Annotated in this window: 13 protein-coding genes; 8 read left to right on the forward strand and 5 right to left on the reverse strand. The window is 40.7% G+C overall.

All coding sequences use genetic code 11. The features are described from left to right. Positions 1 to 23: 23 nt before the first annotated feature. The gene (locus ACXAEA_RS11825) at positions 24 to 1,445 is read right to left on the reverse strand and encodes a S8 family peptidase (protein WP_475096078.1); all 1,422 of its coding nucleotides are present in this window, start codon (positions 1,443 to 1,445) and stop codon (positions 24 to 26) included. Positions 1,446 to 1,907: 462 nt separating this feature from the next. Here ACXAEA_RS11825 and parE point away from each other — a divergent pair, with 462 nt between their 5' ends. The 4 genes from parE (at position 1,908) to ACXAEA_RS11845 (ending at position 7,769) form a co-directional block, all read left to right on the forward strand. Beyond that, on the forward strand, positions 1,908 to 3,887 hold the full coding sequence (parE, locus tag ACXAEA_RS11830; RefSeq protein ID WP_475096079.1) for a DNA topoisomerase IV subunit B: 1,980 nt from the start codon (positions 1,908 to 1,910) through the stop codon (positions 3,885 to 3,887). Then, on the forward strand, positions 3,884 to 6,325 hold the full coding sequence (parC, locus tag ACXAEA_RS11835; RefSeq protein ID WP_475096080.1) for a DNA topoisomerase IV subunit A: 2,442 nt from the start codon (positions 3,884 to 3,886) through the stop codon (positions 6,323 to 6,325). Before parE ends, parC begins: the two co-directional genes overlap by 4 nt. A gap of 117 nt (positions 6,326 to 6,442) precedes the next feature. Further along, on the forward strand, positions 6,443 to 7,201 hold the full coding sequence (locus ACXAEA_RS11840) for a hypothetical protein (RefSeq protein WP_475096081.1): 759 nt from the start codon (positions 6,443 to 6,445) through the stop codon (positions 7,199 to 7,201). 76 nt (positions 7,202 to 7,277) lie between these two features. Beyond that, entirely contained in the window at positions 7,278 to 7,769 is a 492-nt protein-coding gene (locus tag ACXAEA_RS11845) for a staygreen family protein (RefSeq protein ID WP_475096082.1), read from the forward strand. Positions 7,770 to 8,347: 578 nt separating this feature from the next. Here the strand turns inward: ACXAEA_RS11845 and ACXAEA_RS11850 are convergent. Beyond that, on the reverse strand, positions 8,348 to 8,650 hold the full coding sequence (locus tag ACXAEA_RS11850) for an EthD family reductase (protein WP_475096083.1): 303 nt from the start codon (positions 8,648 to 8,650) through the stop codon (positions 8,348 to 8,350). Positions 8,651 to 8,762: 112 nt separating this feature from the next. Then, positions 8,763 to 9,323 (reverse strand): flavin reductase family protein, encoded by a 561-nt coding sequence (locus ACXAEA_RS11855; protein WP_475096084.1) that lies wholly within the window; start codon positions 9,321 to 9,323, stop codon positions 8,763 to 8,765. A 177-nt stretch (positions 9,324 to 9,500) separates the two neighbouring features. Between ACXAEA_RS11855 and ACXAEA_RS11860 the strand changes: the two genes are divergently transcribed. Both ACXAEA_RS11860 and ACXAEA_RS11865 read left to right on the forward strand, forming a co-directional pair. Beyond that, the gene (locus ACXAEA_RS11860; protein ID WP_475096085.1) at positions 9,501 to 9,737 is read left to right on the forward strand and encodes a hypothetical protein; all 237 of its coding nucleotides are present in this window, start codon (positions 9,501 to 9,503) and stop codon (positions 9,735 to 9,737) included. 189 nt (positions 9,738 to 9,926) lie between these two features. Next, the gene (locus tag ACXAEA_RS11865) at positions 9,927 to 11,147 is read left to right on the forward strand and encodes an MFS transporter (protein WP_475096086.1); all 1,221 of its coding nucleotides are present in this window, start codon (positions 9,927 to 9,929) and stop codon (positions 11,145 to 11,147) included. Between the two features lie 45 nt (positions 11,148 to 11,192). Here the strand turns inward: ACXAEA_RS11865 and ACXAEA_RS11870 are convergent, their stop codons facing one another. Further along, positions 11,193 to 12,152, reverse strand: coding sequence for a nucleoside hydrolase (locus ACXAEA_RS11870; protein WP_475096087.1), 960 nt, complete (start codon positions 12,150 to 12,152; stop codon positions 11,193 to 11,195). 221 nt (positions 12,153 to 12,373) lie between these two features. Here ACXAEA_RS11870 and ACXAEA_RS11875 point away from each other — a divergent pair, with 221 nt between their 5' ends. Next, positions 12,374 to 12,847, forward strand: a complete 474-nt coding sequence (locus ACXAEA_RS11875; RefSeq protein ID WP_475096088.1) for a hypothetical protein — start codon at positions 12,374 to 12,376, stop codon at positions 12,845 to 12,847. 161 nt (positions 12,848 to 13,008) lie between these two features. Here ACXAEA_RS11875 and ACXAEA_RS11880 read toward each other — a convergent pair whose 3' ends face one another. Further along, positions 13,009 to 13,566 carry a class I SAM-dependent methyltransferase gene (locus ACXAEA_RS11880; RefSeq protein ID WP_475096089.1) on the reverse strand — a complete coding sequence of 186 codons (558 nt, stop codon included), beginning with the start codon at positions 13,564 to 13,566 and terminating at the stop codon, positions 13,009 to 13,011. 330 nt (positions 13,567 to 13,896) lie between these two features. Here ACXAEA_RS11880 and ACXAEA_RS11885 point away from each other — a divergent pair, with 330 nt between their 5' ends. Then, positions 13,897 to 14,154, forward strand: coding sequence for a hypothetical protein (locus ACXAEA_RS11885; RefSeq protein ID WP_475096090.1), 258 nt, complete (start codon positions 13,897 to 13,899; stop codon positions 14,152 to 14,154). Positions 14,155 to 14,167 lie beyond the last annotated feature (13 nt).

Below are 14,167 nucleotides of genomic sequence, written 5' to 3' on the forward strand. Positions count from 1 at the left end.
GCGGCTTTTGGCTTTTTGGTTAACTATCTCAGCAACTGAAGCAGTGTTTTGTTTTTTTGATTAAGTTTCAGTTCCTTTTGATGTACCTCACGCAAAGCAGAGTTCACATCAATCAGCCCATTTCCATAATCTATATCTTTACCTTGGTCGCCAAGGTCGATAGCGGACTTTTCAATAATGCTCATCACCTGTTTGTTGCTCAAATCCGGATTAGCAGACTTTATTAACGCTGCCAGGCCAGCAACATGCGGAGCAGCCATGGATGTTCCTGAAAGAGCTGCATATTGTGCATTAAAATAGGTACTAGGAATATAAACACCAGGAGCAGCAATATCGATATATTCTCCGAAGTTTGAGAAGCTCGCTCTGTTCCCATCATAATCCACTGCAGCAACGCTCAAGACTTCTGGAAATGCTGAAGGATAGGTAGGCTGGTTTGAACCATCATTACCTGCTGCGGATACCATTACCACATCTTTAGAATATGCGTATTTCACTGCTTCCTCAAGGACTTTTGATGGCTGGTAATTGCCAAGGCTTAAATTGATGACATCTGCTCCATGGTCTACAGCCCAGACTATACCCTTTGCTATATCAAATGTCGTTCCATAACCTTTAGCTCCCATCGCTTTTACTGGCATGATCTTATTGAACCAGGTCATTCCGGCAATGCCTTCGTTATTATTGGTTTCAGAAGCAATGATTCCCGCTACATGTGTCCCGTGACCGTTATCATCATCTGGTTCAGCATTTTCGTCGATTACATTATAGCCCTTTACCAGCCTGTTCCTTAAATCTGGATGATCAAGGTCAACACCGGTATCTACAATCGCAATTTCGATCTCTTCGTTCCCGCGTGTTACATTCCATCCCTGTTCCGTACCAATCACCGGCAAATTCCATTGATAGTTCTCCTGGTAGAGAAGATCATTAGGACCGCTTACTTCATTCTGCATTAAAATGAAATTAGGTTCTGCATATTCGACATTAGCGTTTTTATTAAAATACTCAATCATTTGTGGCGTTTCCATGGAAGTAGACCTGAATATATAAATAGCGTCCAAATGCTGTTTGATTACCCAGCCTTTTATGTCACGAGTAATCTGGTCAATTTCCTCTGCGCTTGGCTCGTTTATAAAATCCACGGCAGCTTCATGATCATAATAGTGACTGGTGTTTTTTTTGTTATGATAAATAGGGGTGACCTCATCTTGAGTATCGAGCTGTTTCTTAATGCCTTCACCTAGTTGAACATTGTTAACATCGGCAAATGATTGTACCATCCCGGTGCTGATGGAGCCCCTAATATTCCGATCTCCTGTCGACTGCGCCTCTACTGTTGCTTCATGGTCATTATCCTGTCCGCGTTTGTAAACTCCGCCGGCTGTAAGGGCCAGAAGAAGGATTAATGACGCCCCGAGCACAAAAACCTTCATGTTTTTCATATCAAGAGCCCTCCCAAAACAAAAAAAGAATTTGTTCTTATGTTGCAGTACAGCTGTAAAAAATAACGGCGGAAATCGCTGGGAGTTTAAAATACAAACAAAAAGTTGCCCAGAATGAGAAGAAAGATGGAAGCGATTGCGTATCCAGGGGCTGATAATGACATGCCGTTCTAGGTAAAACGAATCCCTTTTCCTTCATGCAAGTAACCAAATATCCGATTTTTTATGACAAAATTCCAATTAATTCTTTAAATCCGTTTGCCAAATCCCAATTAATCGCTACAATTAAGCATAGACACCATTAATGTGGTAAAATAAATAAGGGAACAGTTGTTCTGTTGACGATGAATGGCTATATCATCCTAATTTCGATTTAACTAGAAAACGAATACTTATCGAATTCATTGACACTATACATAAAAAACGTCAATGTTGTTTGCAAGGAATGAAAGGGGTATGTTCGTGGCAAGAAATCAGCAAGCTTTTGATTACAATGATGATGCCATACAGGTATTAGAAGGCCTGGAAGCCGTCCGTAAACGACCGGGTATGTATATTGGCAGCACAGATACACGAGGTCTTCATCACCTCGTTTATGAAATAGTTGATAATTCCGTTGACGAAGCACTCGGAGGGTACGGAAATCAGATTATTGTTAAAATCCATAAAGATAATTCGATCAGTGTCCAGGATAAAGGGCGGGGAATGCCTACCGGGATGCACAAATTGGGTAAACCGACACCAGAAGTGATCCTGACTGTTTTGCATGCAGGCGGAAAATTCGGACAGGGTGGATATAAAACGAGCGGCGGCCTTCATGGTGTAGGCGCATCCGTCGTTAACGCATTGTCCGAGTGGCTGGTCGTTACCATCAAGAGGGACGGTTTCATTTATGAGCAGAGATTCGAAAATGGAGGCAAACCAGTAACAACACTTGAGAAGATTGGGAAAACCAATCAGACTGGTACGACCATCCACTTCAAACCGGATCCCGAGATATTCTCAACTCTGACATATAACTATGACACTTTATCCGAGCGACTCAGGGAGTCCGCATTTCTCTTAAAAGGGTTAAAAATCGAATTAATTGATGATCGCCATGACGCAAAGGATGTTTTCCATTATGAAACAGGAATTCAGGCGTTTGTAGAATACTTGAACGAGGAAAAAGATGTTCTTCACCCAGTCGTAAGCTTTGAAGGGGAATACAGCAAAATCGAAGTAGAATTTGCCTTCCAATTTAACGACGGGTATTCAGAGAATGTGCTGTCTTTTGTTAACAACGTCCGCACGAAGGACGGCGGCACGCATGAAGCAGGCGCCAAGACTGCAATGACTAGGGTGTTTAATGAATATGCCCGCAAAGTCGGTCTTCTCAAGGAAAAAGAAAAGAATCTCGAGGGTGCAGATATCCGTGAGGGCTTAGCGGGAATCGTGTCAGTCCGCATACCGGAAGAACTACTGCAGTTTGAAGGCCAGACAAAAGGAAAGCTTGGTACAAGCGAAGCGAGGTCTGCAGTTGACTCCGTCGTTTCTGAACACCTTTCCTATTTTCTTGAAGAAAATCCCGATATCAGCACGCTTCTGATTCGTAAATCCATCAAGGCTTTCCAGGCGCGTGAAGCTGCCAGGAAAGCACGTGAGGATGCACGGAGCGGCAAGAAAAAGAAACGCTCTGATGCAATGCTTTCAGGCAAATTGACACCTGCTCAATCTAAGAACCCAGCCAAAAACGAACTTTATCTTGTAGAGGGAGACTCTGCTGGTGGTTCTGCAAAACAGGGCCGTGACAGGAAGTTCCAGGCTGTTCTGCCTTTGCGTGGTAAGGTTATCAATACTGAAAAAGCAAAGCTGCAGGATATTTTTAAAAATGAGGAAATCAATACAATTATTCATGCAATTGGCGGCGGAGTAGGCTCCGATTTTAATACCGATGACATCAATTATGACAAAATCGTGATCATGACCGATGCTGATACGGATGGTGCCCATATCCAGGTACTGTTATTGACATTCTTTTACCGTTACATGAAGCCCCTTATTGAAGCTGGGAAGGTGTTCATTGCTCTGCCCCCGCTATACAAAGTAAGCAAGGGGACTGGCAAGAAGGAAGTCATTGAGTATGCATGGAGTGATGATGAACTAAAGGGCGCAATTAAGAAAATTGGCAAAGGCTATATGATCCAGCGCTATAAGGGACTTGGAGAGATGAATGCTGACCAGCTCTGGGAAACGACGATGGACCCGGAATCAAGAACATTGATCCGTGTTAGAATCGATGATGCAGCAAGAGCTGAAAGAAGAGTTACCACCCTTATGGGTGACAAGGTTGAGCCGCGCAGAAAATGGATTGAATCCAACGTTGCATTCGGTCTTGAAGAAGATGGAAACATTTTAGAAAATGAAAATATTTCTGTTACAGAGGAGGTTGCTGGAGAGTGAGTTCAGTAGAAAAATTTCGTGACCTCCCTTTAGAAGATGTATTGGGCGACCGTTTTGGCCGCTATAGTAAGTATATCATTCAGGAACGCGCACTCCCTGACGCAAGGGATGGGCTAAAGCCAGTTCAGCGCAGGATTTTATATGCGATGCACGTGGAAGGAAATACAAGTGAAAAAGGTTTCCGTAAATCAGCCAAGACTGTCGGAAATGTAATCGGTAATTACCACCCACACGGTGATACATCGGTCTACGACGCAATGGTTCGTATGAGCCAGGATTGGAAAGTGCGGAACTATCTTGTTGAAATGCACGGAAACAACGGAAGTATCGACGGTGACCCTCCAGCAGCCATGCGTTATACAGAGGCAAGGTTATCTGCAATCGCAGGAGAACTGTTAAGGGATATCGAAAAAAGAACCGTAGAATTCATTCCAAACTTCGACGATACTTCCAGTGAGCCGACCGTTCTCCCGGCGATGTTCCCTAATTTGCTGGTGAATGGCTCTACAGGAATATCTGCTGGTTATGCAACCGATATACCACCTCATAACTTGTCAGAGGTCATCGATGGGGTCATCATGAGGATGGACAACCCTGCCTGTACTGTGGAGGACCTGATGAATGTAATTAAAGGTCCAGATTTCCCTACAGGCGGGATCATTCAGGGTGTGGAAGGCATCAAGAAGGCATACCAGACAGGTAAAGGAAAAGTCATTGTCCGAGGAAAGGCTGAAATCGAGGAAGTCCGCGGCGGCAAACAGCAGATCGTCATTACTGAAATACCTTATGAAATCAACAAGGCTAACCTCGTCAAAAGAATGGATGAATTCCGTCTTGACCGCAAAGTAGAAGGTATTTCTGAAGTGCGTGATGAGACTGACCGCACCGGCCTCCGTGTAGTCATCGAATTGAAAAAAGAAGCAGATGCTAACGGGGTTTTAAATTACCTATACAAAAACAGTGATTTGCAGATCACTTATAATTTCAACATGGTTGCCATCAATAAGAAGCGACCGGTCTTAATGGGCCTTGCTGAGCTACTTGATGCTTACATTGACCATCAGAAGGATGTCGTGACAAAGCGTTCCCAGTATGACCTTCAAAAGGCTCGTGAACGACAGCATATTGTTGAAGGTCTGATGAAGGCCCTTTCCATCCTTGACGAAGTGATTTCCACGATCCGTGCGTCCAAGGATAAACGGGACGCAAAGGATAATTTGATCAAGAAGTTTGAGTTCACAGAAGTTCAGGCTGAAGCGATTGTTTCCTTGCAGCTATATCGCTTAACGAATACAGATATTACAGCCCTTCAGGCAGAAGCTGAGGAACTTGCCAAAAAGGTAGAGGAACTAACTGCTATTCTTGGAAGCGAGAAAAGGCTTTTATCCGTCATCAAAAAGGAGCTAAAGGATGTCAAAAAGCGTTTCGCAGATGACCGCAGAACGAAAATCGAGGAAGAAATCGAAGAAATCAAAATCAACCTCGAAGTCCTGATTGCAAGTGAAGACGTTATTGTAACTGTCACAAAGGATGGATACGTCAAGCGGACGAGCCAGCGATCGTATGCAGCATCGAATGGCCAGGATTTTGCGATGAAGGATACCGACAGGCTTCTATCCCAGTTGAACATGAATACAAAAGATGTTCTTCTGTTATTCACCAATAAGGGCAGTTACCTTTACCTGCCTGTCCATGAACTTCCTGATATCCGCTGGAAGGACCTTGGGCAGCATGTAGCGAACCTAGTTCCGATTGACAGAGATGAAGAAATCATTAAAGCAATTCCGATTAATGATTTTGACCAGAGCTTGTATCTTCTGTTTGTAACAAGGAATGGCATGGTCAAGAAATCCGAATTGAATTTATATAAAGCACAACGTTATTCTAAACCTTTAACTGCCATCAATGTAAAAGGTGATGATCAGGTTATTGATGTGCATATCACCGATGGTACCAAGGATCTTTTCATTGCTTCACATCTTGGATATGCCCTTTGGTTTAGCGAAGAAGAGGTAAGCCCGATTGGGGTCAGAGCTGCCGGAGTGAAAGGAATCAACCTAAAAGATGGGGATTATGTTATTGGCGGCAAACTCCTGGATCTGGATCAATCCCAAACTATCGTAGTGGCCACGCAGCGTGGTGCAGTCAAGAAAATGAAACTGTCCGAATTTGAAAAGAGCACCCGCGCTAAACGTGGAGTTGTCATGCTAAGGGAATTAAAATCAAATCCACACCGGATTGTTGGTGTTGAATCAGTCCGTGATAACGATGGAATCTTCTTTCAATCGGAAAAACAGCAAGTTATTACCGTAAAAGCATCCGAATTGCGCTTTAGCGACAGATATACGAACGGTTCCTTCCTGGTTGACGAAAGTGAAACAGGAAAACTGATTAAACTCTGGAAAAGTGAAAGTGAAGCAGAATCGGATCATCAATAATTACAAGTTGAAAAACACAGAGAATACATTCTGTAAAACCCTCTGATTTAATCAGAGGGTTTTTATGCATGCTTTTTCCAAAAATGGACAAGTTAACTATATATTGGAGGGATGCATATGAAGAAGGAGCTATTGTTAACATTTACTGCTTTCTTTTTTATGTCGTTAACGGCACTGACTGGGGCATACGCAGGAGAATCCAAGGAAAAAACAGCGACCATTTCGGAGAACCGTATTGATGTCACTGGAGATGGAAAGAAGGATATTATATATGTTAAGGGAGTTCCGTTCGAAGAAGGGGCGCAGTTCCTGAAACGAATCTTTCTAAAAATCAAGGCATCTGATGGCGAAACATATAAAATCGAACTTGAGGGCGGCTACGATCCTGCGATTTCATTTAAGGATCTCAACCATGATCGGATAAAAGATATTTTTGTAAGCGTTCCAACCGGAGGAAGCGGAGGCCTTTCAAATTTTTATTTATACACATTAAAGGACTTTAAGGTCACTGATATAACGGTTCCTGAGCCTTTGACAATAAGCAGCAGGTTCGAAGATGGCTATAAAGCCACCATTACTATTGAGGAAACAGGGCAGTCCTACAACTTTGATTTAAGTGACCGAAAAGACGATTATGAACGCCTGGGGCTTTACCAGGATGGAAAATTAAATGAACCTACGGAACTTATGGTCCTTCCATTCGGAACACTCAAACCGATTGTTGTTAAGGATAAGCTCAACGGCTTAACCGGCAGCCAACGCATTAGTGGTGCATACAATGCTGATGGAATCGCATTTGTGGAATCTACCTGGTTTTACGAGAACGGGAAATGGAATCTCGTGAATACAAGAGTTAAAAGCTTAAAAACCCCTTAAACTGGGCGTTTGTCACGCATTATTAATGCCAGGCATAAGCTATGGGAAAAGGATTCTCTGGAAGGAGACTTAACCTATGAGCAAATTCAAGCCCGAAAAGTTGTCCGTTAAATACATTCCTCCGGCAACTGCTTTTGTGCCTGTTGACAACAGGAAATACACACTTACGCATTCAGACATGACCGGTGAGCTATATTTAAGTATTGGGAATGTGTATGATTATCAAGCACTCAATTATAAAATGAGAGATGAAGTATTAGCAGACTGGATCACTATGAATGGTGAATACTTGCTTTATGGAAATGTCTATATAAGCAACGGCGAATTCGATAAGAATATGTCCAGAATCCGCTACATGATCTTTAAAAAAGAACTTGATTTAGCTTTAACGGCAATCATTTACGGTGACAGGAGCTTCTTCACATATTATCCCTGGCTCCTTGATACACCAATTTATGTAAAATTCTCATCTATTTTTCCTGAATTCAATAAAGTGTTGTACTACGGGACACCAAGAAAATATCTGAATTCAATCAAACGGGAAAAATCTCAACAAACACAGGTATGAAACCTGTGTTTTACTTTTGGAAAACAGAAGGGAGGATCAGTTTTATTATTGCTGCTTATAATGAAGATTCACCGCGAATGGATTCAGGTAAAATTACATAACAATATTATGTTAACTAATTAAGTTGAGTAAATAATATAGCCGTATAGTGGTAAACATTGGGTTATAAGATTTTCCAAAACCTTAAGCAACTATAGAATGATAATTACTTAATTAAAGAAACAATTAGCTAAATAAAGAAATAGATAAACTTAAGGAACAAATAAATTCATTTTAAAAAACTCAGTTCATTAATAATCAATCAATTAAAGATTTATAGATGGATCTGAAATTTTTATTAAATTTTTTATTCCGTCTCACTAATTTAAGTATACTTAGATATTGAGACATCATTTCAATTCTGATAATCAACTTCCTAGAATTTATGTTATGTAAACTAGAAAAATGGATTTTTATAAGGCTAGAATGACCTTCACTCACCCATTTCTTTAAACCCTATGAATAAACCTCTATCCATAAAAAGACTGCCTGATAAAAATAGAGCGTTGACTAAATCAATGCTCTATTCTCGTCATTAATTAATCTACAATCATGACAACTGGCGGTTTGTTTAAATATTTAAGGAGATTCGCAACATCTGCCTGGACTTCTTTGAATTCTGGTGTTGCCAGTGCCTGAGTTAGGCTTTCTGGACTTTCAAACATTAACTCTGCAACTAAATACAGTTTCTCTTCTGTGTACATTGATTGCAGCACACGATGGATTTCTGCTCCTTGCAAAGAAGGAATTTTTTGCACGAGCGGGATATGCACTTCATTATAATGCTTCTCAAACCTTTCTTGATCCTTAGGTTGATCATAAATTACCATCATTTTCGCCATTTCAATACCTCCCCGAAGAACTTTTTTCTCGAGTTCATTATAACGAACACATGATTTTTTGCCTAGTTTAATCATTCGACAATTACTTTAATATTTCGGCTCCTGCCTTTTATCATTCATTTAATTGATGTGAAATGAACCGACTGTCCTTATTTACACTAGTATACAACGATCTTCCAATATAGAGAGGAATTGAAAGCTTCTGGAAATCTGGAATACCGCTTTCCGAGAATTTTTCATTATCAAGGTAGAATTGTACAATCTTTGCTACGAAAAGGTCATGATCTCCATATGTTTGCCGGTCGATCATTTCGCACTCATAAGCTAAGTATGCATCATGTAATATCGGGGAATTAGTTGCCTTCCCTTCCTCAAAGTTGATATTAAGTTGTTTAAATTTATTCACATTCGCACCTGAATAAACACCTGCTTGCTGGATTATGTTCGCTTTTTCAAAGGGCAGGAAATTAATGGCGAACTTACCCGATTCTTTTATTAATTGATAAGTATGCCGCTCAGGGCCGATTGCAACACCATAGATTGGTGGTTCATAAGAAATTAATGAATGCCAGCCTGCAGCCATAATATTTTGTTCTTCCTTATGTGTTACGGTTACAAGAGCAACCATCCCGGGATAACTGTGCATGACCGTTTTGCTGATCGAGTCTAACATTTTTTCACCTTCTTAATTTTTTTATCCACTTTGATCATTGTACCTGATAGATTGATATATACATACTGTCATACCCCAAACAGTAAACATATGTGCTTCTGTCTATTTTTTTCCCTTTAATACCAATAGCTTTCTGGACACATATCATATATGGATAAATGTATAGGAGGTTGCTTAATGAATTATCCTCAAGATTATCTACAAAGACATGATCAGCAAGATGATGAGAGAATTATCCCGTTATTATTCCTTGCAGCTGCAGCTCCTGCCTTTTATGGCGGGTACGGTTATTGGGGTCCATGGTATGGTTTTGGTCGCCCGAGGTATTGGTATGGCCGCAGGCCTTGGTATGGTTTTGGCTGCTGTCCTTGGTATGGCTATGGCCGACGTCCATGGTATGGCCGTCCTTGGTAGGATGATTTAGATCGTTAAATGATCGAGCTCCTTGATTTGTTTCAGGGGGCTATTACATCAGGTTGATTATGTATTAAGATAGTCAATCACTAAACTTCTGCTGACATTTTTTCAAAACTTCGTATTGCGAAGTAAATTCAAAATCTTTAAAATAAAACTGACCAGTACCTTATGTTAAAGGGAGAAACTATGAACCGCAAAATCTTTCTATATGTAAAAGCATTTTCAGATTTAGGAACATTCATGGATTTAATTGCTATCAATGTGTTGATGTATGTTGCCACTGGCAGTCCGGCATGGCTTGCTGCTACAATGGCGTTTCGTACTATGGGCGGAGTTTTGTCAAGTTTGTTTTCAGGGGTCCTGGCTGACCGCTTTGACCGCAGGAAAATCATGATCTGGACTGACCTAATTCGGGCAATGATTATCCTATGTTTGATTCCCTTCCCCAATCCAATCATGATCCTTATTGTCTGTTTCTTGATCGGTTTGACCAGCAGCTTTTTTGCTGTGAGCTATAGTGCTGAAATACCGCAAATTTTTGGTCAGGATAAAGTTCTGGAAACGAATTCCTTGATCTCGAGATTGACGTCCATCAGTTTAGTGTTTGGATTTATCGGTGCTGGGGTGATTACTGACTTCCTTGGATATCAGGTAACCTTGGTCATCGACGCGGTAACTTATCTTTTATCAGCAGCAGTCCTCGTTAAAATGAAATGGCAAACCATTGTTTCTGTTAAGAGCCAAATTGTTTCGAATGGAATAAAAGAGAAGGTTATTGAAATCGGAAGAGACTTAAAAGAGGTATTCTCTTTCATCATGTTAAAGCCAATGCTTCTTCTTGTGAATCTAGTATTCCTGGTTGGAGCCTTTGCTGGTGCCTCGCACAATCTCGGAATTCCGTTATTGGCTGAATCTATTGATACCAATAAACAAAGCTTGTATTACGGGTTGATATGGGGTGTTTGGGGAATCGGTTCTGTGTTGGCAACAATCCTTTTACCAAGAATGAGGTTCATGCTGGCCAGCCGCCTTTATTATACATACTTCATTTCAGCAATCCTGATGTCTACAGGCTTTATTACTTTTTTGTCCAATATAAACCCCTGGATCGTCCTAACATTCGCTTTTCTTACAGGTGTTTTTGATTCATGCTTTACTACTTTGCATGCTACGATCCTGCAAAAAACTGATAATTATATTAGAGGCAGGATTTTCGGTGTAGGTATGCTATTGAAGTCACTGGGGTTTGCATTTGGATTCGTTATCGCCCCTATTCTAATGGAAACCTTATCGTTAACTAAAATGGTCTGGATTTTTCACGGAACCTTAATTACTACAAGCATTATCGTAATGATTTACTCGAGTTCAATCAGAAAAAACGGTAAAGAAATAAAGCATAGTCTTTAAACTAAAAAGAACTCCCGGCGTTTAATGATGGGAGTTCTTTTTAATTCAACTTTCGGCTTTTTGCTCATCCATGAATATCATAGTAAAATCCTCTATAAACGCCGGAATATCTGCTTCCATTCCTATCCAGTCCAAAGTTGCCTCTGGTTCCGGATCTGGCTTAGGCCGAAAATCGGCTATGCTTTTTCCTCTTGCTCCGCCAAACAGTTCTACCTTTACCCGCCTTGGCAGGTATTTCACAAGGTTTCTATTCACCAGTGCACTTAATGTTATAACATCATGGAGTGGTGCTCCCTGAATTCCAGGAACATTCTTTTTATATGCTTCAAAGTAATAGTCGTAAACAGGTTTAATCAGATCCTTGAATGGTGATTGGCTGTTTTGAGCGAGGTAATCGATTACTGCCGGTGGAATGATTGCTTTATTGGTAATATTCAAAGGATGAAGGAATACATTTCTGGCCTTTTCTAGTACTTGATTGGCTGCGATCGGGTCAGCATGGAAATTCGCTTCTGCTTCCGCAGTGACGTTGCCTGGGACTAGGAACGCACCGCCCATTATATAAAATGCGTTCACAGTTTTAAATGCTTCCTGACCATACAATATGAAGGGAATGGCAAGATCCGTCTGCCTCCCTACTCCTACAATCACAAGATTATCTGGATATTGTTTGACAATCTCAATGATTTTATTGATATCATAAACCTTCACTTCTCCTAAATCTGCTGGCGGCCTGATCGGCCCCAGTCCTTCTGGTCCATGAATCTCGGGATAAAAGGTAGCCAGCTCGCCAGATAAAGGGCCTGAGGATCCAGCGATGATTGGAATGTCCTCCCTCCCTCCCAGCTTTAGTAAGTATGCAGTATTGTTGATTGCTTGCTCCTTTGTGATATTTCCATACCCAGTAACAACACCCACTACATTTAATTCGGGATGTAAGAGTGCATACATCAAGGCCAACGAGTCGTCCACTCCTGAATCTGTAAACAAAAGTATATTATACACAGCTTTCCCCTCCTGCTTTGCCATAATTTTAATATATGAATTACCTTGTATCATTCATTCGGTTAATTGGCACATAAAAAAATTACAGCAATACTTTTCGGTAATAATTTTCAATAATTAATCATCAAGAAGTTAATTCAACCTAGTCTCTCTACACCAAATCGCATTCAAAGTCATAATTATGATAAGAGCCAATTTAGTAAAATAAGGAGATGTTGATCATGTTTCCGTATTATCATTTTCGAGTTAACAACTGGGAGCCTGTTTTAAATTCATTGCTTAATAGCATGTATGCAGAAGAGAGGGTATGCTCTATGAGCAGTGAGCTTTACCACATACCACAAACTCAAGATTTAAAGGGAAATAACGAGATGCATAATCAATTAGTACCCGCTTCCTACCACCGCATTTCAGCTGCAGGGTCCGCTCGCAGGCTGGTAAACGGAGAACAGCAGCAATCCCTCATAGACACATTGGCAGCGTGTATATTAAATGCGGAAAACCGTGATAAAAAAGTGCGTGAAGGCTTAATGATAATGGAGGAAGATGCGCCTCCTGAATATAAATCGTTCATGAAGACCATTATTCAATGGCAAGAACAAGCAGAATTGTACTTAAAACAGGCGAAAGACACGTTAAGGTCAATGGGGATTTCAATTCCTTCAGGAACTGGGCAGCAGTCCGTCGGTTATTAAGAAAAGTTTTTACTACAAAGCCTGTCAATAAGATTCCAGGAACAATAAAAGGCAATCCCGATTAATAAGGGGTTGCCTTTCTTTATGAGGTAAACAGCTTAAAAAGAGGAGACTGTTTTTGCTCATACTATAGTAATTTCAACCATCTACCAGCATCGAGACTATCGTTTCTGGCAAAGAATCGTCTGCCTGCCTTCACGTTCATCTTCTTCAAAAAAGAGAATCTTCCATTCTCTGAATTCCTCTAGCAATTCATTCGATTCAAGCTTGTACTGGTCCGAAACTGGCTGGCACTGTCTACCATCAATCTTATAGTATGTTTCCATGAAGAAAAATCCTCGTTCATTCACCATTTCCTTTAAAACAGGTAAAATCAAACGGTCTAAATAATAGGTAATCACTGCCAAATCGTATTTAGCATTAAATAGATCATTGTCGGGTTCCGTAAGGTCGGCAATAATGGGAGTTATCTTCAAAGCGCGGCTTTCTGCCTGTGTTCTTACAAAATTAACCGCAATTTCAGATAGGTCGGCCGCCGTTACCGAATAGCCATTCTCCGCAAGGAAAAAACTATTTCCTCCAAGTCCGGAAGCGATATCGATTGCATCCCCTCCAGCCAGATAATGCTTCAGTTTAATTAGCCTCTCATTGGCTTTGGGTACTGCCGGACTAGATAATCTCTCAAGGTATTTTCGGTTCCATTTATCACGTGAATTCATTAAACTCCACTTCCCTGCAATTTCCTTTTACAGCCAATATAACACATGCCATCCATAATTTTTTTATAAAAGATATCTTTCTCGTAAATTGTTGCTTTTCTAATCAAAGAAAACCAAGGAACAGAAACTTGGGAAATATACGAGGCAAATCCGCTCGATCAATCAAATAATTTATTTCGATGATGGAAATACCCCATCATGTGGCATAGATTATTTGGGAAAAATAATTACCCATTCACATGTGCAGTGGTTCACCTGCTTGATGACAATTGAGAAGGGGGCGATACTTTGGTATAAAATAGATAACACATATCTCTACAGGAGGATCTTATGCCCCTGAATTCCAATAAACAGATTACCGAAAAAGATAAAAGAATCTATGACGCATTATGTGAGTTGTCCAGCAGCAATAGAAATGAATTCGATTATCCCGGGATTGGTCCTAGAGAGATAGGATTGAAAGTAGGACGGGATAAATACGATGCTTCTGCATACTGTAATCTTTCATTGAAAAAACTGGTTGAATTTGATTTGGTTAAAAAGCTGCCAAATGGGAAATACCTTCCTGTAAAAACAGGGGAATTCTAATGAATACTTCTTT

The organism is Mesobacillus sp. ABV4_180, assembly GCF_056158485.1.

Bases quoted from the DNA above. Each gene is read 5' to 3' on its own strand.
- ACXAEA_RS11845 (WP_475096082.1), top strand. From the start codon at position 7,278: ATGAGCAAATTCAAGCCCGAAAAGTTGTCCGTTAAATACATTCCTCCG.
- ACXAEA_RS11825 (WP_475096078.1), bottom strand. From the start codon at position 1,445: ATGAAAAACATGAAGGTTTTTGTGCTCGGGGCGTCATTAATCCTTCTT.
- ACXAEA_RS11875 (WP_475096088.1), top strand. From the start codon at position 12,374: ATGTTTCCGTATTATCATTTTCGAGTTAACAACTGGGAGCCTGTTTTA.
- ACXAEA_RS11885 (WP_475096090.1), top strand. From the start codon at position 13,897: ATGCCCCTGAATTCCAATAAACAGATTACCGAAAAAGATAAAAGAATC.
- ACXAEA_RS11840 (WP_475096081.1), top strand. From the start codon at position 6,443: ATGAAGAAGGAGCTATTGTTAACATTTACTGCTTTCTTTTTTATGTCG.
- ACXAEA_RS11850 (WP_475096083.1), bottom strand. From the start codon at position 8,650: ATGGCGAAAATGATGGTAATTTATGATCAACCTAAGGATCAAGAAAGG.
- ACXAEA_RS11860 (WP_475096085.1), top strand. From the start codon at position 9,501: ATGAATTATCCTCAAGATTATCTACAAAGACATGATCAGCAAGATGAT.
- ACXAEA_RS11880 (WP_475096089.1), bottom strand. From the start codon at position 13,566: ATGAATTCACGTGATAAATGGAACCGAAAATACCTTGAGAGATTATCT.
- ACXAEA_RS11865 (WP_475096086.1), top strand. From the start codon at position 9,927: ATGAACCGCAAAATCTTTCTATATGTAAAAGCATTTTCAGATTTAGGA.
- ACXAEA_RS11855 (WP_475096084.1), bottom strand. From the start codon at position 9,323: ATGTTAGACTCGATCAGCAAAACGGTCATGCACAGTTATCCCGGGATG.